Below are 21,226 nucleotides of genomic sequence, written 5' to 3'. Positions count from 1 at the left end.
TTTGGGACCGGTTCGGGTGGGTATCCCCGGTTCACAGGACTTTCCTAAGTAAGCCTGACACCATTCGGGAGATCGATCGGGATCATGGAAGGTGTCGACCCGGTGCACGCGGTACCGGTCTGGTAGCGGAAGGTGATCCGATGGTTCTACTCCAGGAGCCGGCCACACAGTCAGCACTGGAGTCCGGCCCCGCGCAGGCGGGCTGTTCCCTCACGCTGCGGGATCGACTCAAGCTGCCGATGACCTACAGCTACGGCGCTCTGCTCATCGCGGTGACCGTGCTGGTGTCCGTGCTCAGCGATACGCAGCAGACCCGCGTCATCGAGCATGCGAGCACCAATCTGCACAACCTGCTGGCCGGGCGATTCGGCACCCTCTTCTCGAGCGCCTTCGTGATCGGCGACGGCACCGCGGGCGCTGTGCTCATCCCGCTGCTGGTCTGTCTGCTCATTCTGGCGGAATGGCGCTTCGGGGCGCTGTCGCTGCTGCGCATCTTCATCGCCGGGCATATCGGCGCCACACTCGTCGTCGCCGGCGGCCTGTGGGTAGCGGTGAGCGTGAATTGGCTGCCGACGAGTATTTCCCTCGCCGAGGACGTCGGGGTCAGCTACGGCGCGATGGCGGTCATCGGATCGCTGATCGTGGTCCTGCCCGCCAAGTGGCGACCCACGTGGGCGATCTCGCTGGGCGCGGTCGCCGTCGCGGGCGTCATCATGGGCCATACGTTCACCAATGTCGGGCATCTGATCGCCCTGACGATCGGCCTGCTGACCGGGTGGTTGCTGCTGCGCAGCGGTCATGTCCACGCGCACCGGCTCAATCGGTTCGAGATGGGTCTGCTCGTCGTCGCGGCCGTCCTCGGGTACATCCTGCTCGTCGGCTGATCGCCCCGCGCGCAAGCGGTCTCGGCGAGGGCCTAAACTCGACCGGTGCGCCTTGTGATTGCTCGTTGCCAGGTCGATTACGTGGGTCGGCTCACCGCACATCTTCCGATGGCCCGTCGGCTGCTGATGATGAAAGCGGACGGTTCGGTGCTGGTGCATTCCGACGGCGGTTCCTACAAACCGCTGAACTGGATGAGCCCGCCCTGCTGGTTGGAGGAGCGTGAGACCGATGTCGAGACGATGCCCGACGGCTCTCAGCTGTGGGTGGTGACCAACAAAGCCGGTGAAGAGCTGCGGATCACCGTCGAGGACATCGAACACGACTCCGCGCACGAGCTGGGCGTGGATCCCGGGCTCGTGAAAGACGGCGTGGAAGCGCATCTGCAGGAGCTGCTCGCCGAGCACATCGGCACGCTGGGCGACGGCTACACGCTGATCCGGCGCGAATACATGACGGCCATCGGCCCCGTGGACATCCTGTGCCGTGACGCCGGCGGCGCCACCGTGGCGGTGGAGATCAAACGCCGCGGCGAGATCGACGGGGTGGAGCAGCTCACCCGGTATCTGGAACTGCTCAACCGGGACCCGCTGCTGGCGCCGGTCACCGGTGTCTTCGCCGCACAACAGATCAAACCGCAGGCGCGGACCCTGGCCACCGATCGCGGGATCCGGTGCGTCACACTCGATTACGATGCCCTGCGCGGCACCGACAGCACCGAATTCCGGTTGTTCTGAGGGCGCTCGTGCCACGCCGGAAACCTCGTCCGAAATCGTCGCGACTCCACCGGGATCCGCGACCCATCGGTGACGTCTTCGGGCGCACCGAGGACGGTCCCGGCGGCGCGGAAACCTTTGTGGTGCGCACGATTCCGGGTTCGCGCGCGGTGAAGACCTATCGGTGCCCGGGCTGCGATCACGAGATCCTGCCCGGCACAGCGCATATCGTGGCGTGGCCGGCCGAGGGCGGCGAAAACGACCGCCGGCATTGGCATTCCGGCTGCTGGCGTGGGCGGCACACCCGCACGATCACGCGGCGCTGGTCGTGACCCGGCCGGGGGTGGGTAGAGAGAAGGCCGCCCCCGCGGTGCGGGAGCGGCCTCGAAACGGGTGGTGAATGTTGTCGCCCTGAGGGGGTGGCGCGTGTTGTCAGCTCGAGACTTCGGCGCTTTCGCGCTCTTCGTCGACGGACTCTTCGTCTTCCGCCTTGACCTCGGGGATGGCCTTCTGCCGGCCGGCTCCGGACTGCTTACCGGACAGCGAACGCTGCTCCGGTGCACCGTCGAGCAGTTCGCTCTCGCGGTTGACCGCGGCCAGCATGGCCGGGACCGAATCGAGCTGGCCGCGAATACCCAACAGCTGGGCCAGAACTCGGCCACGCAGGACGCGCATTTCCTCTGCCAGTTCCTTGGCGTGCGCGATCTTGCGATCGGCGGACTGGGTGGCGGAGGTGACCAGGCGGTTGGCCTCGTCGGTGGCCTCCTTGATGCGCTGGGCGGCGTCGGAGCGGCTGGATGCCTCCAGCTCCTCCATGGCCTTGGTCAGCTTGGTCCGCTTCTCGGCCATCGTGGCCTCGAAGTCCTGCTGGGCGGCCTTGCGCTTGGCCTCGGCCTCCTTGGTGATGCGGGTGGCATCGGCCTGGGCGGCCTCGACGATCTTGGCCGATTCGGCGCGCGCGTTCGACAGCGTCTGCTCGAATTCGACCTCGAGCGCCTCGCGCTTCTCCTTGGTCTCGGCCAGCAGGGATTCGTACTTGCCACGCATCTCGGTGGCCTGCTGCTCCGCGATGGAGATCATCTCGGCGGCCTCGGCCTGCGCCTGGGCGCGGACCTCGGACGCCTCGTCGGATGCCAATCGCAGCATCCGGGAGATCCGGTCGCTCATGCCTTCCGCGGTGGTGGGCGGAACCGACAGGCGATCGACTTCCTTGCGAAGCTCATCGATCTCGTCGCGGGCGTCCTCCAGCTGGGCGGCCAGGTTACGGGCCTGAGCGGCGGCGGCATCGCGATCTGTTGCGGTGACCCTCAGCTCGGCATCGAAACGGTCGAAGTAATTGCGTACTTCGTCACGGTCGTAGCCTTTACGTACTACCGTGAAAGGCAACGCGACGAAGCGATTGCGATCGGGCTCAGTGGACGACATGCCCCACAAACTACAGCCTGTCGACCCACCATGGTGAGTCGACTGCGAATGTCGTTATGAACTGTTTCCGTGGCCCGATTGCGGTACTAGTGAGTAGGATTCGCGGCCGGTTCGACCAATTCGACGAGCACACCGCCAGCATCCTTGGGGTGGATGAAATTGATCCGGGAGTTGGCTGTTCCGGCGCGCGGAGCGTCGTACAGCAAACGGATGCCACGGCCTCGCAGGAAGGTAGCTACCGCGTCGATATCGGTCACGCGGTAGGCCAGTTGCTGCAATCCCGGGCCGTTGCGGTCGATGAACTTGGCGATGGTGGACTCCTCGTTCAGCGGCGCCAGCAACTGCAGGGCAGTGGCGTCGTCGCCGGAACCGGGCAGCGACAGCATCGCCTCGTGCACGCCCTGGGCCTCGTTGACCTCGCGGTGGGTTTCGACCATGCCGAGATTGTCCGAATACCACGCCACGGCGGTATCGAGATCGGGCACGGCGATGCCGACGTGGTCGACGGCGATGACGTAATCGGCGGGAATGAAAGCGGACGCATCGGTAGTGCTCACTCTACGAAGGTAGCGCGCACCTACCTGGAGCTGCCGGGACGGGAAGGGTTACCGTTGAGTACGAGAGCGGCCCGTCGCCAGTACGAGGGCGGCCCGCCACCGTGTACGTGAGCGGCGCGCCACCGAGTATGTGGGCGGCTCGCCGCCGAATATGTCAGCGGCTCGCCGCTGCGTCCCTGAATGCGAGAAGCGAGGTTCATCGTGGCCACCACCTCTGTCATCGTCTCCGGCGCCCGCACCCCGGTCGGCCGGCTGCTCGGTGGGTTGTCCGGGTTCTCCGGGTCGGATCTGGGTGGTTTCGCCATCAAGGCGGCGCTCGAGCGTGGTGGGGTGGCGCCCGAGCAGGTCGACTACGTGATCATGGGTCAGGTGCTGACCGCGGGTGCGGGTCAGATTCCGGCGCGGCAGGCCGCGGTGGCCGGTGGTATCCCGATGGATGTGCCGGCGGTGACGGTGAACAAGGTGTGTTTGTCGGGTATCAACGCGATCGCGTTGGCGGATCATCTGATTCGCGCCGGTGAGTACGAGATCGTGGTGGCCGGTGGTCAGGAGTCGATGAGCCGGGCCCCGCACATGCTGGAGAAGTCTCGTGAGGGCTTCAAGTACGGCGATGTGACCCTGCGCGACCACATGGCCTACGACGGGTTGCACGACATCTTCACCGACCAGGCGATGGGTGCGTTGACCGAGTCGCGTAATGCCGGTGACGGGATCGGCCGCGCCGAGCAGGACGCCTTCGCCGCCGCCTCGCATCAGAAGGCCGCCGCGGCGTGGAAGAACGGTGTGTTCACCGATGAGGTGGTGGCGGTGTCGGTGCCGCAGCGTAAGGGTGATCCGATCGTGGTGAGCGAGGACGAGGGTGTGCGCGCGGACACGACGGTGGAGTCGCTGGGCAAGTTGCGTCCGGCGTTCGCCAAGGACGGCACCATTACCGCGGGTTCGGCGTCGCAGATTTCCGACGGCGCGGCTGCGGTGGTCGTGATGAGCAAGGCGAAGGCTCAGGAGCTGGGGTTGGGCTGGATCGCGGAGATCGGGGCCGCGGGTGTGGTGGCCGGTCCGGATTCCACGCTGCAGGACCAGCCGGCGAACGCGATCGCGAAAGCGTGTGCGAAGGAAGGTATTTCGCCGGCGGATCTGGATCTGGTGGAGATCAACGAGGCGTTCGCGGCGGTCGGGATCGCCTCGACCCGCAAGCTGGGTATCGATCCGGAGAAGGTCAACGTCAACGGCGGCGCGATCGCGATCGGTCACCCGCTGGGCATGTCGGGCGCGCGGATCGTGCTGCACCTGGCTCTGGAGCTGCAGCGCCGCGGTGGCGGTGTCGGCGCGGCCGCGCTGTGTGGCGGCGGCGGCCAAGGCGACGCCCTCATCGTCCGCGTCTGAGGCCGAATCTCGCTGTGGCATGACCCACACCTACTACGACGCTGCGTAGTCGTTGGGCACAATGGTGGCCATGGGCGAATTCTTCGACGTGAGCACCGTGGCCAAGCGGGTGCGTCTGTTCGGACTGCTGGAAGCGCCGTCGTGGGCGCTGTTGCTGCTCGGTTCGGTGCTCAAGCGGCTGCCCGAACCCATCACCTGGCCGGTGATGGTGTTCGGCATGCTGCACGGCATCATCTTCCTGCTGTACGCCGTCAGCCTGCTGCTGGCCTGGCGCGAATACGAATGGCCCGGCAAGACGATCCTGCTGGGTCTGGTGTCGACGGTGGTGCCGTTCACCTCGGTGTGGTTCGAGCGCTGGGCGATTCGGACCGGACAATTGGGAGAGCTGAGCCCGGCCGCGACCCCGGCGCCCGCCGCGTCGTGACAAACTGGATGTCGTGACTCGACCTGCTGCACGTCGTCCCTCGCCCGCCGCTGCCGCTGCCATGGCCGGAGCGGTGGATCTGTCCGCTCTGAAACAGCCGGCCGCCACGGATGTTCCGGGCGATCACGCCGTCACCGAGGCCGATTTCGAGACCAAGGTGCTGCGGCGATCGCTCGAGGTGCCGGTTGTCGTCGTCCTGTATTCGCAGCGCAGCCCGGGAAGTGTCGAACTGGTCAAGCTGTTCGAGCGGCTGGTCGGCAGCGCCGGGGGCAGCTGGGAACTGGCCACCATCGAGGCCGAGCCGAATATGCGGATCGCCCAGGCCTTCGGGGTACAGGGCATTCCGACCGTGATCGCGGTGGCCGCCGGGCAGCCGCTGGCCGATTTCCAGGGCTCGCAGCCCGAGGAACAGGTCAAGCAGTGGCTTGCCGCGGTCGTCGACGCGGTGCGGGGCAAACTCCCCGGCGCCGGTGACGATCAGGATCAGGCGCCCGCGCCGGAGGATCCGCGGTTCGTGGCCGCCGAAGAGGCACTCGATCGCGGTGACATCGCCGGGGCCGAGGCCGCCTACGAGGCGATCTTGGCCGCCGAACCGGGCAACGAGGAGGCCAAGGCGGCGCTGCGGCAGGTGCGATTCTTCGGTCGTGCCCGCGAGCTGCCCGCCGACGCGATCGCGGTGGCCGACGCCGATCCGGGCAATATCGACGCCGCCTTCACCGCCGCCGATGCCGAACTGTTCAACCAGCAACCGGAGGCAGCCTTCGATCGGCTGATCGGGTTGATCAAGCGGACCGCGGGCGACGACCGCAACCGCGTGCGCACCCGGCTGGTCGAACTGTTCGAGCTGTTCGACACCGCCGACCCGGTGGTGGTCGCGGCCCGGCGCAAGCTGGCGACGGCCCTGTACTGAGCCACGCCCGGTCGTCGCGGTGATCGACCGATCGGCCGCGACGACCGATAATCGGCGCAGGCGCCGGCGGAATCCGCCGTCGGCGTGGGGACGGGAGGCCGATGTGAAGGCAACGATGCGCGGTCTGATCGGCGCCGCATGCGCGGCGGCGGTGCTGATGCCGGCGAGCAGCGCCGCGGCCCATGATGCGGCCACCCAGCTGATCTTCACCCGCACCGAACCCGACCGTTCGCCTCGCACCGCCACGTTGACCTGCGATCCGATCGGCGGCTCACATCCCGACGCCTCCTCGGCCTGCGCGTATCTGGCCGATGCCGAATTGGCGCTCCCGGATTCGGATTCCGGAGTTCGCTGCTTCCGGTACTACCCGGTGGAGTTGCGTGCGCACGGTACGGTTCGCGGCACCCCGGTGTCGATCGAGCACACCTATGAGTGCGTGGTCCCGGACCTGCCGGCGCCCTGGAAGTTCTGAGCCCGGATGACCGTGCGAACCGAGCATCCGATCGTCACCGCGGTCCTCGACCGGCACCGCGACGACCTGGGCAACGATCTGACGACATACCGCAACCACGTACTGCGCTGCCTCAACTACCACCGGGCGCTGCTCGATACCCCGCTGCCCGATGCGGCGGTGCTCGCCTGGGCCGTGCACGACCTCGGCATCTGGACCGCCGGGACCTTCGACTATCTCGCGCCCTCCGCCGCGCTGGCCGAGGAGTACGCGGCCGAGTTCGGGATCTCCGACCAGGAGGCGGTCCGGCGGATGGTGCTCGACCATCACCGGGTACGCACGGTGGATGATCCGGTGGGCGAGAGCTTCCGGATCGCGGACCGTATCGACGTCAGCGGCGGCCTCGTGCGCGGCGGTCTGCCGCGGGCCGAGGTGCGCGCCGTCGTCGCCGCGCTGCCGTATCACGGCTTTCATCGCTTTCTGGCCGAGAGCGCAGCGCGGTGGGCGCTGCGTCATCCGTTGCGGCCCTTGCCGATGCTGCGGTGGTGATCGGGCGTCAGCCAGACGGCGCTGTTGGGCGCGATGGTGACCTCCGCCGAGTACGGCCGGCCGTGCGAGGGGCAGGCCGAGGCCGATACCGCGCCGAGATTGCCGGTGCCGCTGCCGCCGTAGGCGGTGGCGTCGGTGTTGAGTATCTCGTGCCAGATGCCGGGAGCCGGCAGCCCGATGCGGTAGTCGCGGTGTTCGAGACCGGAGAAATTGAAGACGCAGGCCACGACCGATCCGTCGGTGCCGTAGCGCAGGAAGGCGAGCACGTTGTGCACGTGGTCGTCGGCCTCGATCCAGGCGTAACCGCCGGGCGCGGTGTCCTGCGTCCACAGCGCGGGGTGGGCGCGGTAGACGGCGTTGAGATCGGCGACGAGGGCGCGGATACCGTCGTGCAGCGGGTTGGTGAGTTCGTCCCAGTCCAGCCCGCGGTCGTGTGACCACTCGCGGAACTGGCCGAATTCCTGGCCCATGAACAGCAGTTGTTTACCTGGATGTGCCCACATGTAGGCCAGGACCGCGCGGACGCCGCAGGCTTTGGCGTAGTCGTCGCCGGGCATGCGGGTCCACAGCGTGCCCTTGCCGTGCACCACCTCGTCGTGGCTGATCGGCAGCAGATAGTTCTCACTCCACGCGTAGACCGCCGAGAACGTGATCTCGTTGTGGTGCCAGCTGCGATGTACCTGATCGCGCCCGAGGTAGCCGAGCGTGTCGTGCATCCAGCCCATATTCCATTTCAGGGTGAAGCCCAGCCCGCCGACCTCCGTGGACCGGGTGACCCCCGGCCAGGTGGTGGACTCCTCGGCGATGGTCACCACGCCGGGATGATCGGCGTGGACGGCGGCGTTCAGTTCGCGCAGGAAGGCGACGGCCTCCAGATTCTCCCGGCCGCCGTGCACATTCGGCTGCCAGCCGCCGGGCGGACGCGAATAGTCCAGATACAGCATCGAGGCGACGGCGTCGACGCGCAGCCCGTCGATATGGAACTCCTCGAGCCAGAACCGCGCGTTCGCGACCAGGAAGTTGCGCACCTCGTTCCGCCCGTAGTCGAAAATGTAAGTGCCCCATTCCAATTGCTCGCCGCGACGGGGATCGGGGTGTTCGTAGAGGGCGCTGCCGTCGAAGCGGGCCAGAGCCCATTCGTCGCGTGGAAAGTGGCCGGGCACCCAGTCGAGGACGACGCCGATGCCGTGGGCATGCAGGTGGTCGACGAACGCGCGGAAATCGTCGGGGGAGCCGAAGCGGGCGGTCGGCGCGTAGTAGGAGGTGACCTGGTACCCCCAGGAGCCGCCGAAGGGGTGTTCCGCGACGGGTAGCAGTTCGACGTGGGTGAATCCTTGTGCCCGAACGTATTCCGCGAGCTGTTCGGCGGCGGTGCGATAGTCGAGTCCGGGCCGCCACGAGCCGAGATGAACCTCGTAGATGCTCATCGGCTCGCGAGTGGGGTCGCGCCGGGCGCGGGCGGCACACCAGTCCTGATCCGACCACCGGTAGGTGGTGTCGGCGACGACCGACGCCGTCGCGGGCGGGGTTTCGGCGGTGAAGGCCAAGGGGTCGGCGTGGTCGACGGTCCGCCCGTCGGCGCCGTGAACGCGATATTTGTATCGGGTGCCCGCCGCCACGCCGGGGACGAACACCTCCCACACCCCCGACGACCCGAGCCGGCGCATCGGCGTACTCGTTCCACTCCAGCTGTCGAAATCGCCGAAGACGGTGACACCGCGCGCATTCGGCGCCCAGACCGCGAACGAGGTGCCGGAGACCTCGCCGTCGAGGGTGGTGTAGCGGCGCGGATGGGCGCCGAGTACCTCCCAGAGCCGTCGATGCCGTCCCTCGCCGAGCAGGTGCAGATCGAGCTCGCCGACGGTCGGCAGGAAGCGATATCCGTCGGCGGTGAGTACGGTCCGGCTGCCCGGATACGATACGACCAGGCGGTAGTCCCACAGATCCGGGAACCCGACCACGCCCTCGAAGACGCCGTGGCCGATGTGGTGCAGCGGATGATCGACGCCGCCGATGCGGGCCGACACCGAATCGGCATGGGGCCGAAGGGTTCTGATCACCGTTCCGTCCGGATGTGGATGCGCGCCGAGGACCGTGTGCGGATCGCTGTGGGTACCGGCGGCCAGCAGCATCAGATCGCGCCGATTCATCGGCGCGGCCGCCGGGCGGTGGTCCGGCCTCCGGTCACCGGAATGTCCTGCGGAAGGCCAATTCGGTGCGCGTGGCCGCGGAAACCGCGGGGAGCGCGAGGATGTGGGCCGGGGCACGCACGGGATCCAGCCGCACGTAATTGGTTTGCGCCCAGTGGTATTCCTCGCCGCTGATCTCGTCGTGCACAGTCGGGCGATCGTGCCATTCCCGCCCGATGGCCGGCATGTCGAGCGAGATCATCCCGTCCTCGGCGCCGAACGGATTGAGGTTGACCACGACCAGCACCGCGTCTCCGGAGCCCGGATCGACCTTCGAATACGCCAGCAGCGCCTCGTTGTCGACGTGGTGAAAGGTGATGCAGCGCACCTGTTGTAGCGCCGGATGTGCGCGGCGGATCTCGTTCAGCCGGGTGATGAACGGTTCCAGCGATTCACCGCGCGCCGCGGCCTCGGCGAATCGGCGCGGACGGAGCTGGTATTTCTCCGAATCGAGATATTCCTCGCTGCCGGGTCGCACGGCCTGATGTTCGAAAAGTTCGAAGCCGGAATACATTCCCCAGCTCGGCCCCAGCGTGGCCGCGAGGGCGGCGCGTACGGCGAACATGCCGGGACCGCCGTGCTGCAGGCTCTCGTGCAGGATGTCGGGAGTGTTGACGAACAGGTTGGGCCGGGCCTCGTCGGCCTTGGCGGCGAGTTCGCGACCGAATTCGGCCAGTTCGTAGGCGCCGGTGCGCCAGGTGAAATACGTATAGGACTGGGAGAATCCGCGCCGGGCCAAGCCGTACAGGCGGGCCGGGCGGGTGAACGCCTCGGACAGGAAGATCACGTCGGGATCGGTCCGGCGTACCTGCGCGATCAGCCATTCCCAGAAGTCGGCCGGTTTGGTGTGTGGATTGTCGACCCGGAAAATCTTGACGCCCAAAGCGATCCAGTACCGCACGACACCCAGGACGGCGGCATACAGCCCGTCCGGATCGTTGTCGAAATCCAGCGGGTAGATGTCCTGATATTTCTTCGGCGGATTCTCCGCGAACGCGATGGTGCCGTCGGGCAGGGTGGTGAACCATTCCGGATGGCTGCGCACCCACGGATGATCGGGGGCGCACTGCAGCGCCAGATCCAATGCCACCTCCAGACCGAGTTCGCCTGCGGCACGGACGAATTCGGCGAAGTCCGCCTCGGTCCCCAGAAGCGGGTGGACGGCGTCGTGGCCGCCCTCGGCCGATCCGATCGCCCACGGGGAGCCGAAGTCGTCGGGCTCGCACGTCAGAGAGTTGTTGGGGCCCTTGCGGTTCACCGTGCCGATCGGGTGGATCGGCGGCAGGTAGACGACGTCGAAACCCATGGCAGCGATGCGTGGCAGTTCCTTCGTCGCGGTGGCGAAGGTGCCGTGCACCGGATTGCCGTCGGCGTCCCAGCCGCCGGTGGAGCGGGGGAAGAATTCGTACCACGAGCCGACCAGCGCGCGTCGCCGCTCGACCAGCACGGTGTGAGCCGGACCGCGGGTCACCAGGTCGCGCAGCGGCGTCTCGCGCAGGATCTCGGCCACCTCGGCGCCGAAGGCGGGCGCCACCCGCACCGGCAGTTGCGCATCGCTGCGCAGCGCGGCCGCGGCGGCGCGCAGTTTCTCCCACTGGCGTTTCGGGACCGCTTGGGCGGCCCGTTCGAACAGCCGGGCGCCGATCTCGAGATCGTTGGCCAGATCCGCCGCGCTCTGGCCGACGGCGAGTTTCGCCTCGACCGCGGCCCGCCAGCCGGTGATCGGATCACCCCAGCCTTCCACGCGAAAGGTCCACAGCCCCGGCGTATTCGGGGTGAACACCGCATTGAAGACATCGGGTTCGAACTCGGGGGCCATCCGGATCCGCTGGGTGCGGCCGCCGCCAGGTCCGCGCACGGCCAGGGTGGCGGCCACCGCGTCGTGACCCTCGCGCCACACCACGGCCCGCACCGGGACCACCTCGCCGACCACGGCCTTGGCCGGATATCCGCCCGCGACGGCCGGGGCGGTGTCATCGATGGCGATGCGACCGGTCACGGCACCAACCGTACCGGTAGTCCTGGGGCGACCACGAACACGCGCGACGTGGGCCTGCGCGATTGCGGGCCGGAGGGGCCCGTGGCAGACTTTCCGGGGCGTTGGTTCCGTTTCTGGTGGACGCCGGTGCGGGGCGAACGGCCGGCGCGAACGAATTCGCCGGGAGAGCCGAGAGAAAGGGAATCTCGCATGACAGCAGTGCAGGGGCAGACCGTGGAGATCGCGACGCCCGACGGTGTCGCCGACGCGTACGTCACCTACCCCGCGGCCGGCGGGAGATACCCCGGTGTGCTGCTGTACATGGACGCGTTCGGACTGCGGCCGAGTCTGCGCGCACTGGCCGACGACTTCGCCGCCGCCGGATACACCGTGCTGGTCCCCAACGTCTTCTACCGGCACGGCCGGGCGCCACTGCTCGAGCTGCCGGATTTCATCGACCCGCAGCAGCGTCCGGACCTGTTCGCCACGATCGTCCCGATGCTGCGGGAGCTCACCCCGGATCTCGTGGTCCGCGATGCCGGCGCCTATCTGGACTGGCTCACCGCGTTCGAGCGCACGGCCCACGGACCGATCGCCACCGCCGGCTACTGCATGGGTGGCCGGTTGGCGGTGTACACGGCCGGCGCGTTCGGTGACCGGATCGCGGCCGCGGCCGGCTTCCACACCGGCGGATTGGTGGTCGACGGTCCCGACAGCCCGCATCTGGCCGTCGAGAATGCCTCGGCGGAGATGTATTTCGGCCATGCCGACCAGGACCGCTCGCTGACGCCGGAACAGATCGAGACGTTCGACAAGGCTCTCGACGCGGCCGGAGTGCGCTACCGCACCGAGGTCTACCCCGGCGCGCACCACGGTTACACCCAGACCGACACCGCGGCCTACGACCGCGAAGCCGACGAGCGGCACCGGCGCGAACTGCTGGCCCTGCTCGATCGGACGCTGCGGGGATAAAGGCTTTCGCAGCAGGTCAGCGCGCTGGCTCGGCCTCAGCGGGCGAGGGAAGGGCCGGTGCCGCCGTGTAGGGTCTACCCGGTGAAGGCATTGCGTCGTTTCACCGTCCGTGCCCATCTGCCGCAGCGGCTGGCCGCCCTCGGTGAGCTGGCCGCCAATCTGCGGTGGTCATGGCACGGGCCTACTCAGGATGTGTTCGCGCAGCTGGATCCCGAGTTGTGGGTGCGGGTCGGGCGCGATCCGGTGCGGATGCTCGGCGAGGTGGACGCCGACCGGCTCGACGAGTGGGCCGCCGACCCCGACTATCAGGCGGCCGTCGACGCCGCGGAGGCCGACCTGCGGGACTATCTGACCAGACCCCGCTGGTTCGGCGAACATATCGCCGCGGAGCCGGAAAGCCCGGCGCCGCGCGGTATCGCCTACTTCTCCATGGAATTCGGTGTGACCGAGGTACTGCCGAATTATTCGGGCGGGCTGGGGATTCTGGCCGGGGACCATCTCAAGGCGGCCTCGGATCTGGGGTTGCCGCTGATCGGCGTCGGCCTGCTGTATCGGTCCGGCTATTTCCGGCAGTCGCTCACCGCCGACGGCTGGCAGGCCGAACGCTATCCCGACCTCGATCCGCAAGGCCTGCCGCTGCGGCTGCTGGCCGAGGAGGGCGCCCCGGTGCTCGTCCACGTGCCGATGCCCGAGAGCCGGGTACTGCGCGCACGGGTGTGGATCGCTCAGGTGGGCCGAATTCCGTTGCTGCTGCTCGATTCCGATATCGGCGACAACGATCCGGAACTGCGCGCGGTGACCGACCGGCTCTACGGTGGCGACCAGGACCACCGCATCAAACAGGAGATTCTGGCCGGAATCGGCGGCGTGCGCGCGGTCCGCGCCTACACCCGGGCTCGTGGACTGCCGGATCCCGACGTGTGGCATATGAACGAGGGGCACGCGGGATTCCTCGGGATCGAGCGGATCCGCGAATATATGGCGGGCGGAATGGATTTCGACTCCGCGCTCGTCGCGGTCCGGGCCGCGACCGTCTTCACCACGCATACTCCGGTGCCGGCGGGCATCGATCGGTTCGCCGCCGGATTGGTCCGCCGTTACTTCGGCGGCGCCCACGGTGAACGGGAATCGCCACTGCTGCCGGGGATTTCGGTGGATCGGATCCTGGCGCTCGGACGTGAGGCCGATCCTTCGGTGTTCAACATGGCCCACCTCGGTTTACGACTCGCCCAGCGCGCCAACGGTGTTTCGCGATTGCACGGTGAGGTCAGCCGCGACATGTTCGCGCCGCTGTGGCCCGGATTCGACGCGGCCGAGGTGCCGATCGGTTCGGTGACCAACGGTGTGCACGCCCCGACCTGGGCGGCTCGCGAATGGATCGACAAGGCGCGCGACCTCGTTGGCCCCGAACTCGTTGCCGAGGCACGCGGCTGGGAACAGCTGCGGTCCGTGGATCTGCACGAACTGTGGGAGACCCGGGCGACGCTGCGCGCGGTACTTGTCGCCGAGGTCCGTCGCCGGGTGCGGGAATCGTGGCTCGAACGCGGCGCGGCGCCGGCCGAATTGGGTTGGGTGGACGGGGTTTTCGATCCCGGTGTGTTGACCGTCGGCTTCGCCCGGCGGGTGCCCACCTACAAGCGGCTGACACTGATGCTGCGCGATCCGGACCGGCTGCGCGCGCTGCTGCTCGATCCGGAGCGACCGCTGCAACTGGTGGTCGCCGGTAAGAGCCATCCCGCCGACGACGGGGGGAAGGCGCTGATCCAGCAGGTGGTGCGGTTCGCCGACGATCCGGCGGTGCGGCACCGCATCGTGTTCCTGCCCGATTACGACATGTCGATGGCCCGCTACCTGTACTGGGGTTGCGATGTGTGGTTGAACAATCCGCTGCGTCCGCTGGAGGCCTGCGGGACGTCCGGGATGAAGGCCGCACTCAACGGCGGGCTCAATCTCTCCATCCGCGACGGCTGGTGGGACGAGATGTACGACGGCGACAACGGCTGGGCCATCCCGACCGCCGACGGCGTCCGCGACGAGCACCGGCGCGACGATCTGGAGGCGGCCGCGCTGTACGAGATGTTGCAGCGCTCGGTGCTGCCGCGGTTCTACGAGCGCGACGAATCCGGCCTGCCGGTGCGCTGGATGGAAATGGTGCGCCATACGCTGCGCACCCTCGGTCCGAAGGTGCTCGCCTCGCGCATGGTCCGCGACTACACCACCGGCTACTACCTCCCGGCCGCCGGTTCCTATGCGGCGGTCGCGACCGGCGACTTCGCCGGGGCGCGGGCACTGGCCGAATACCGCCGCCGCCTCGAGGGAGTGTGGTCGCAGGTGAAGGTCCTTCAGGTCGACAGCTCCGGCCTGCCCGATATTCCGGTGATCGGCGCGGAACTGTCGTTGCGGGCCCGCATCGATCTGGCCGGTCTGTCCACCGGCGACGTCGTGGTGCAGGCGGTTCTGGGCCGGGTCGGTTCCGACGACGAGCTGACCGACACGGAGGTCGTCGACATGGACCACCTCTCCACCGATGCCGGCACCGAGCAGTACGTGGTCACCACGCCGGTGCCGCATTCCGGTGCCGTCGGTTATACCGTCCGCGTGCTGCCCCGACACCCCCTGCTGTCGGGCCCGGCGGAACTCGGACTGGTCGCCGCGGCGCGACCGTAGGCCGTCTGGTCAGCGGGAATATCGGGGAGCGTGATTTGCCACATGTTCGCCGATCTGAATGGCACCGAACGGCCGGAGACCGATACGGTGCCCTCGGCACAGTCGGATCGGTCCGGGGCGAGGGTGGAGAGCAGCAGATGAGCAGTGTCGACGTCCTGTCGCGGTCCAAGGGACGCCTCGATTCGTACTTCGGAATCACCCGGCTCGGATCGACCATGAAGCGCGAGCTCATGGCGGGAACCGTCACCTTCCTGGCGATGTCCTATGTGCTCGCGGTCAACCCGGCGGTTCTCGGCGACCACGGTCAGCTCGGATCGCGCGGTATTCCGACCCAGGCGGTATTCACCGCGACGGCGGTGGCCGCGGTGGTGGGCACGCTGGTGATGGGGGTGTGGGCGCGCTACCCGATCGCGCTTGCTCCCGGGATGGGGTTGAACGCCTTCTTCGCCTATTCGGTCGTGCTGGGGATGGGTATCGACTGGCAGGTGGCACTGTCGGGCACGCTGCTGTCGGGCATCATCTTCTTCATCCTCGCGGTGACCAAGATCCGCGAGAAGATCATCGACGCGATTCCGCTGCAACTGAAGCTGGCCGTCGGCGCGGGGATCGGCATGTTCGTCGCCTTCCTCGGTCTCAAGAACGCCGGGATCGTGGTCTCCGATCCGGCGACCTTCGTCCACCTGGGTGACTTCACCAAGGGGACCACACTGCTCGCTCTGTTCGGGCTGCTGGTGACGGTCGTCTTCCTGGTGCTCGGCTGGCACGGCGCCGTGCTGTACGGCATCGTCTCCACGACGGTCGTCGGCATCGTCAGCGGGCTCGTGCATCTGCCGCATCAGGTGGTGGCGCTGCCGCACGGGCTGGACCAGACCTTCGGCCAGGCCATCGTGAATCTGCCGCACGCGTTTACCGGCCAGATGGCGATCGTCGTGCTGACCATGCTCTTCGTCGACTTCTTCGACGCCTCGGGCACCCTGATCGGCATCGCCAACCAAGCCGGACTGCTCGGGCCCGACGGGAAACTGCCGCGCGCCGCGCAGGCGCTGGCCGCCGATTCGATCGGCACCGCCGCGGGCGCGATCATCGGCACGTCGACCACCACCGCCTACGTCGAGTCCACGGCCGGCGTCAGCGCGGGCGGGCGAACCGGGCTCACCGCCGTCTCGACCGCCGGCTGGTTCCTGGCCGCGATGTTCTTCTTCCCGATCTTCGCGGTGGTCGCCGATGTCCCCGCGGTGACGGCGCCGGCGCTGATCGTGGTGGGTGTGTTGATGTCGCGGGCGCTCGGCGACATCGATTGGGGCAAGCTCGAATACGCGATCCCGGCGTTCATCACCGTGATCATGATGCCGCTGACCTATTCGATCGCCAACGGGATCGCGATGGGGCTGACCTTCTATCCCGTCGTCATGGTCGCGCGGCGGCGCGGGCGTGAGGTGCACCCGGTGATGTGGGTGCTGATGGCGGTATTCCTCGCGTACTTCTTTTTCCTCGCCGACTGAACGGAATAAGTGGTGAACCGGGTCCGGTTGGTCAGCGTGTATCAATCGGACCGCGGTCCGTTTTGCTTTCGTCAACTAACGAGATGAGGACTTCGACGATGACCGCCAATGCCGAACCCCGGACCGCCGCCCGCCCGCTGGAATTCCGGACCGCGGCCGATCCGGCCGCCGCCGATATCGGCCTCCTGCTGTTGCGGCTGGTCTTCGGCGGCCTGCTCTTCGTGCACGGCACTCAGAAGCTCTTCGGCTGGTTCAATGGCCCCGGCCTGTCCGCGACCGCCGCCGGATTCCAGCACATGGACTACGACCCCGGAAAATTCTTCGCCACGCTCGCCGGATTGTGCGAGGCGGTCGGCGGCGGTCTGCTGTTCCTCGGGCTGGTGACGCCCCTGGCTGCCGCGATCGTGCTCGGCACCATGATCAACGCGATGCACGTGACCTGGCCGCACGGGCTCGAGGGATACGAGTCCGCGCTGTTGTTCGCGACGGTCGCGGTGGCGCTGGGCTTCACCGGCCCGGGCCGCTTCTCGGTCGATCACGGGCGGCCGTGGCAGCGGCACGGCATCGTGTGGGGAGTCGGCGCGGTCGTGATCGGTGTAGTGGCCGCGGTGATCACGCTGCTGGTGAAGTAGGTTCGCGGGCCGGGCGATATGAGTGTCCCCACGTCGCGTGCAGGGTTCGCGACGCGGGGACCTCGGATACTCCGATGTGGGAATTGGGGTGCACCGGAAGTATCGCCCGCCAACTTACTTCCGAACGGAAGTAGTTTCCCAGGCAATGTGGCAGGTGTCACAGAACGGTTCGGTTCAGTTCTCGGCGGCCACGGCCGGATCGGGGGCCGTCGCGGTCAATCGCCGCAGCGCCTTGGCGACGACCTCGGGGTCGGAGGTCTCCCAGTACGGGGGCAGGGAGGCGCGCAGATATCCGCCGTAGCGGGCCGTCACCAGGCGCGGATCCAGAATCGCCACCACGCCACGGTCGTGCACGCTGCGCAGCAGCCGCCCGGTGCCCTGGGCCAGCAGCAGGGCGGCGTGGTTGGCCGCGATGGTCAGGAAGCCGTTGCCGCCGCGCGCCTGCACGGCCTGCTGCCGGGCGACCAGCAGCGGATCGTCGGGCCGGGGGAACGGAATGCGGTCGAGAATGACCAGGCTCAGCGACGGTCCGGGAACGTCCACGCCCTGCCACAGCGAGAGCGTGCCGAACAACGAGGTCGCGGGATCTTCGGCGAAGCGCCGGACCAGGGTGCCGGTGGCGTCCTCGCCCTGGCACAGGATCGGCGTGTCCAGGCGTTCGCGCAGGATTTCGCTGGCGGCCTTGGCGGCGCGCATCGAGGAGAACAGACCCAGCGTGCGCCCGCCGGCCGCCTCGATCAGCCGCTCGATCTCGTCCAGATAGGCCGGGGCCAGGCCGTCGCGGCCGGGAGCCGGAAGATGTTTGGCGACATAGAGGATGCCGGATTTCGCGTGATCGAACGGCGAGCCCACATCCAAGGAGTTCCAGCGCATGGCCGAGATGTCGGCGGGAGCTTCGGCTCCGTTCGCCATCGCCGGGTCGATGCGGCGGCTGCCCTGAGCCGCGCGGTCGGCGCCGGGGACGTCGGTCCCGGCGCGATCGGGCGTCTGCGGGGGCAGCCCCCACGTGACGGCCAACCCGTCGAAGGAACCGCCGACCTGCAGGGTGGCCGAGGTGAGAACGACCGTGGCGGTGCCGAACAACCGGCTGCGCAGCAACCCGCCCACCGAGAGCGGGGCCATGTGCAGCGTGCGCCGGGCGACGCCGCGCACCTCGTCCACGGCCAGCCACAGCACATCGCGGCGGGCCGCCGGATCGGGTTCCTCGAATGCCGTCAGCGCGCGCACGGCGGTATCGTGCACCTCCTCGACCGCGGCCACCGCCATGTTGCGGGCGGCGGCGGCCTCCGGATCGCCCTGTGGCGCACCGGAACCGGGAGGCGCGAGGGCGGTGCGGACGGTCCAGGCGGCATCGCGCAGCAGAGCCAGCACCTGATCGCCGCCGGCGGGGAGTTCGTCCCAGCGGCCCGGCGGCAGATCCTCGAGCAGTTCGTGCCATGCCTCCGCCGCACCCTCGAGCCGGTCGAGGTCGCCCTCGTCGACGAGTTTGGTGCAGCGCTTGGCCGCCGCCGTGATGGTCGCGGTGGACAGTTCCGCGGTCGCCACCCCGGTGACCCGGTCCACCAGTTCGTGCGCCTCGTCGATGACGACCACATCGTGTTCGGGCAGCACCTGGATTCCGCTGATGGCATCGATGGCCAGCAGCGCATGGTTGGTGACCACCACATCGGCCTGCCCGGATTCCGCGCGGGCGCGCTCGGCGAAGCAGTCGGTGCCGAACGGGCAGCGCGATTTGCCCAGGCATTCTCGCGCCGACACGCTGACCTGGCGCCAGGCCCGGTCGCTGACGCCGGGGACCAGTTCGTCGCGGTCGCCGGTCTCGGTATCGGAGGCCCAGTCGTTGAGGCGCTGCACCTCGCGCCCGAGCCGGGAGATCGCGAAGGCGTCGAACAGTTCGGTCTCCGGCGGTTCGTCCGGGATCGCGCTGTTGATCTTGTGCAGACACAGATAGTTGTTGCGGCCCTTGAGGATCGCGAACCGGGCGCGCCGACCCAGTGGTTTCTCCAGCGCCTGTGCCAGCCGCGGCAGATCGCGGTCGACCAACTGCCGCTGCAGCGCGATGGTGGCGGTGGACACCACGACCGTCCGCCCGCTCTGCACCGCGTGCCGCAGACTCGGCACCAGATAGGCCAGCGACTTACCGGTGCCGGTTCCGGCCTGGACGGCCAGGTGTTCCTTGGTGTCGATGGAGTGTGCGACCGCGGCCGACATGGTCTGCTGGCCGGTACGCGCCGTACCGCCGAGTGCTTCCACGGCGGTCGCCAGCAAAGTCGGTACGGGCGGGAGTTCGGGCACCCAGGAAGACTAGCGCCCCCCGCCGACAACCGGCCCGACCGGCGGCGGTCGCCGGTGGTTGCCCGCGCTCGTCCGAGCGGAGTTGTGCACAGGCCCGCGGTTCTACACAGGGCGCTTCGCGGTGACGCCCGATCCAATGGCGGCGTCCGGGACGGCCAGTAGGGTTGGCGGTAATCCGCATCAGGGGCTGCGGTACGGGGAAGGAGACGCGCGTGGAGCCGGATTACCGCACCTGGATCGCCGGGGGATCGCACCTCGAGCTGAGTGGCCACCGGATCTTCCACCGGCAGGACGGCCCGATCGACGGGCGGCCGGTGACGCTGCTGCACGGATATCCGACGTCCTCGCACGATTGGGTCTCGATCCTGCCCGCCCTCACCGAATCCGGCTGCCGGGTAACGACTCTGGATTTCCTCGGCTTCGGCGCCAGCGACAAACCGCGCGGGCACGACTATCGGATGACCGAACAGGCCACGCTGGTCGAACAGCTCTGGCAGCGGCTCGGCATCACCGGCACCGCGCTCGTGGCACACGATTACGGTGTCAGTGTGGCGCAGGAGTTGCTGGCCCGCGACAGTGCGCGGGTGCGGCGGATGGCCTGGCTCAACGGCGGCCTGTACCCGGACCTGTACCGGCCCTTGCCGATTCAGCATCTGATGACCACCCCGATCGGCAAGATACTGAATCCGCTCATGTCGGAGACGACCTTCCGGATGACGTTGCGCCACATCCTCGGGCGCCCGGTCTCCGATGCCGATCTGCACCAGATGTGGCTGGCGATGACCGACGGCGGCGGTAAGCGCGTGCAATGGGCGCTCAATCGCTACCACGCCGAGCGCCGGGCCAATGCGTCACGCTGGCAGCAGGCGCTCGAAAGTTATTCCGGGCCAGTGCTTTTCGTGTGGGGCCCGGCCGATCCGATCAGCGGTGGGCATCTGCTGCCGCGGCTGCGGGAACGGCTGCCGCAGGCCCGGTTCGAGGTACTGGACGCGGCGCCCGCGACGGGTCACTACCCGCAGGTCGAGAACCCAGGGCCGGTAGCCGCGGCACTCGTGGAATTCCTGGCCGCGGAGTCCTAGCCGATCTCGCGGTTAGGTATTCGTGGGCAGGCTGCCCGCCAACTCCACTCCGGCGGCGCGCAGACCGTCCAGCGCGGTGGCGGTCGTCTCCGGCGACACCGCCGCGGTGAGGTTCAGCAGTACCCGGGTGGTCAGACCCGCCGCGCGGGCATCGGCGGCGGTGGCGCGGACGCAGTGGTCGGTGGCGATACCGCAGATGTCCACGGCGTCGACGCCCTTGTCCCGCAACCATGTCGCGAGTTCGACCGCATCGTCGGTCGAACCCTCGAATCCGGAATAGGCAGCGCTGTAGGCGCCCTTGGAGAACACCGCGTCGAGAGTGGAGGTGTCGAGATTCGGATGGAAATCCGCACCCGGCGTGCCGGCGCGGCAGTGTGGCGGCCAACTGTCCACGTAATCGGGACGATCGGAGAAATGGGCACCGGGATCGATGTGGAAGTCCCGGGTCGCGGCAATCGCGGCATAGTCGCCGCGGTGTGCGGCCAGATAGTCGCTGATCTGCCGGGCCACCGCGGCGCCGCCGGCGACGGCCAGGGAGCCGCCCTCGCAGAAATCGTTCTGCACATCGACGACGATGAGCGCTCTACCCATCTCCCGCACCTCGTTTCGCCGGTT

General features: G+C 68.2%; 19 protein-coding genes. 13 read left to right on the top strand and 6 right to left on the bottom strand.

The annotated features are described in order from the left end of the window. Positions 1-140 precede the first annotated feature (140 nt). Genes AC5592_RS18570 through AC5592_RS18560 form a run of 3 tightly spaced genes read left to right on the top strand, consistent with a single transcriptional unit; the run spans position 141 to position 1,930 of the window. Positions 141-884 (top strand): rhomboid-like protein, encoded by a 744-nt coding sequence (locus AC5592_RS18570; RefSeq protein WP_063064954.1) that lies wholly within the window; start codon positions 141-143, stop codon positions 882-884. Positions 885-929: 45 nt separating this feature from the next. Beyond that, positions 930-1,619, top strand: a complete 690-nt coding sequence (gene nucS, locus AC5592_RS18565) for an endonuclease NucS (protein ID WP_036498613.1) — start codon at positions 930-932, stop codon at positions 1,617-1,619. Positions 1,620-1,627: 8 nt separating this feature from the next. Beyond that, positions 1,628-1,930 (top strand): Rv1322 family protein, encoded by a 303-nt coding sequence (locus AC5592_RS18560; protein WP_036498614.1) that lies wholly within the window; start codon positions 1,628-1,630, stop codon positions 1,928-1,930. A gap of 100 nt (positions 1,931-2,030) precedes the next feature. Here AC5592_RS18560 and AC5592_RS18555 read toward each other — a convergent pair whose 3' ends face one another. Further along, on the bottom strand, positions 2,031-3,023 hold the full coding sequence (locus AC5592_RS18555) for a coiled-coil domain-containing protein (protein ID WP_051024364.1): 993 nt from the start codon (positions 3,021-3,023) through the stop codon (positions 2,031-2,033). Positions 3,024-3,109: 86 nt separating this feature from the next. Further along, positions 3,110-3,580 (bottom strand): methylmalonyl-CoA epimerase, encoded by a 471-nt coding sequence (gene mce / locus AC5592_RS18550; protein ID WP_036498615.1) that lies wholly within the window; start codon positions 3,578-3,580, stop codon positions 3,110-3,112. A 201-nt stretch (positions 3,581-3,781) separates the two neighbouring features. On the opposite strand from mce, the gene AC5592_RS18545 reads away from it, so the two are divergent. From AC5592_RS18545 to AC5592_RS18525, 5 genes are all read left to right on the top strand, one after another. After that, positions 3,782-4,963 carry an acetyl-CoA C-acetyltransferase gene (locus AC5592_RS18545; protein WP_232329418.1) on the top strand — a complete coding sequence of 394 codons (1,182 nt, stop codon included), beginning with the start codon at positions 3,782-3,784 and terminating at the stop codon, positions 4,961-4,963. 70 nt (positions 4,964-5,033) lie between these two features. After that, positions 5,034-5,387: a DUF3817 domain-containing protein gene (locus tag AC5592_RS18540; protein ID WP_036498619.1), complete on the top strand. Its 354-nt coding sequence runs from the start codon at positions 5,034-5,036 to the stop codon at positions 5,385-5,387. A gap of 61 nt (positions 5,388-5,448) precedes the next feature. After that, complete coding sequence (locus AC5592_RS18535; RefSeq protein WP_036498621.1) at positions 5,449-6,297, top strand: tetratricopeptide repeat protein; 849 nt, start codon at positions 5,449-5,451, stop codon at positions 6,295-6,297. A 103-nt stretch (positions 6,298-6,400) separates the two neighbouring features. Further along, positions 6,401-6,769 carry an SSI family serine proteinase inhibitor gene (locus AC5592_RS18530; RefSeq protein ID WP_157121992.1) on the top strand — a complete coding sequence of 123 codons (369 nt, stop codon included), beginning with the start codon at positions 6,401-6,403 and terminating at the stop codon, positions 6,767-6,769. A gap of 6 nt (positions 6,770-6,775) precedes the next feature. Next, positions 6,776-7,297, top strand: coding sequence for a hypothetical protein (locus AC5592_RS18525; RefSeq protein WP_063064952.1), 522 nt, complete (start codon positions 6,776-6,778; stop codon positions 7,295-7,297). On the opposite strand, the gene glgB is transcribed toward AC5592_RS18525, so the two are convergent. After that, on the bottom strand, positions 7,261-9,447 hold the full coding sequence (gene glgB, locus AC5592_RS18520; protein ID WP_063064951.1) for a 1,4-alpha-glucan branching protein GlgB: 2,187 nt from the start codon (positions 9,445-9,447) through the stop codon (positions 7,261-7,263). The genes AC5592_RS18525 and glgB overlap by 37 nt on opposite strands. Before the next feature lie 34 nt (positions 9,448-9,481). Further along, positions 9,482-11,485 carry an alpha-1,4-glucan--maltose-1-phosphate maltosyltransferase gene (locus tag AC5592_RS18515; RefSeq protein ID WP_063064950.1) on the bottom strand — a complete coding sequence of 668 codons (2,004 nt, stop codon included), beginning with the start codon at positions 11,483-11,485 and terminating at the stop codon, positions 9,482-9,484. A 189-nt stretch (positions 11,486-11,674) separates the two neighbouring features. Between AC5592_RS18515 and AC5592_RS18510 the strand changes: the two genes are divergently transcribed. The 4 genes from AC5592_RS18510 to AC5592_RS18495 all read left to right on the top strand — a co-directional run bounded on the left by AC5592_RS18510 (position 11,675) and on the right by AC5592_RS18495 (position 17,237). Beyond that, a complete protein-coding gene (locus tag AC5592_RS18510) occupies positions 11,675-12,436 on the top strand; it encodes a dienelactone hydrolase family protein (protein WP_036498628.1) in 762 nt (253 codons plus the stop codon). 81 nt (positions 12,437-12,517) lie between these two features. Continuing rightward, entirely contained in the window at positions 12,518-15,103 is a 2,586-nt protein-coding gene (glgP, locus tag AC5592_RS18505) for an alpha-glucan family phosphorylase (protein WP_036498631.1), read from the top strand. 137 nt (positions 15,104-15,240) lie between these two features. Continuing rightward, positions 15,241-16,605, top strand: coding sequence for an NCS2 family permease (locus AC5592_RS18500; RefSeq protein WP_063064949.1), 1,365 nt, complete (start codon positions 15,241-15,243; stop codon positions 16,603-16,605). Between the two features lie 83 nt (positions 16,606-16,688). After that, positions 16,689-17,237: a DoxX family protein gene (locus tag AC5592_RS18495; protein ID WP_086007198.1), complete on the top strand. Its 549-nt coding sequence runs from the start codon at positions 16,689-16,691 to the stop codon at positions 17,235-17,237. Positions 17,238-17,411: 174 nt separating this feature from the next. Here the strand turns inward: AC5592_RS18495 and AC5592_RS18490 are convergent, their stop codons facing one another. Continuing rightward, positions 17,412-19,532 (bottom strand): ATP-dependent DNA helicase, encoded by a 2,121-nt coding sequence (locus AC5592_RS18490; protein WP_036498636.1) that lies wholly within the window; start codon positions 19,530-19,532, stop codon positions 17,412-17,414. Between the two features lie 212 nt (positions 19,533-19,744). Here AC5592_RS18490 and AC5592_RS18485 point away from each other — a divergent pair, with 212 nt between their 5' ends. After that, on the top strand, positions 19,745-20,611 hold the full coding sequence (locus tag AC5592_RS18485; RefSeq protein WP_063064948.1) for an alpha/beta fold hydrolase: 867 nt from the start codon (positions 19,745-19,747) through the stop codon (positions 20,609-20,611). Positions 20,612-20,623: 12 nt separating this feature from the next. On the opposite strand, the gene AC5592_RS18480 is transcribed toward AC5592_RS18485, so the two are convergent. Beyond that, positions 20,624-21,202 (bottom strand): isochorismatase family protein, encoded by a 579-nt coding sequence (locus AC5592_RS18480; RefSeq protein WP_063064947.1) that lies wholly within the window; start codon positions 21,200-21,202, stop codon positions 20,624-20,626. Between the last annotated feature and the right edge of the window lie 24 nt (positions 21,203-21,226).

Source organism: Nocardia violaceofusca NBRC 14427 (assembly GCF_963869435.1).
In the GTDB taxonomy this organism is placed as follows: Bacteria; Actinomycetota; Actinomycetes; order Mycobacteriales; family Mycobacteriaceae; genus Nocardia; species Nocardia aobensis.
The sequence above is the reverse complement of the archived record's forward strand: the minus strand, read 5'-3'. Positions and strand labels throughout refer to the sequence as shown.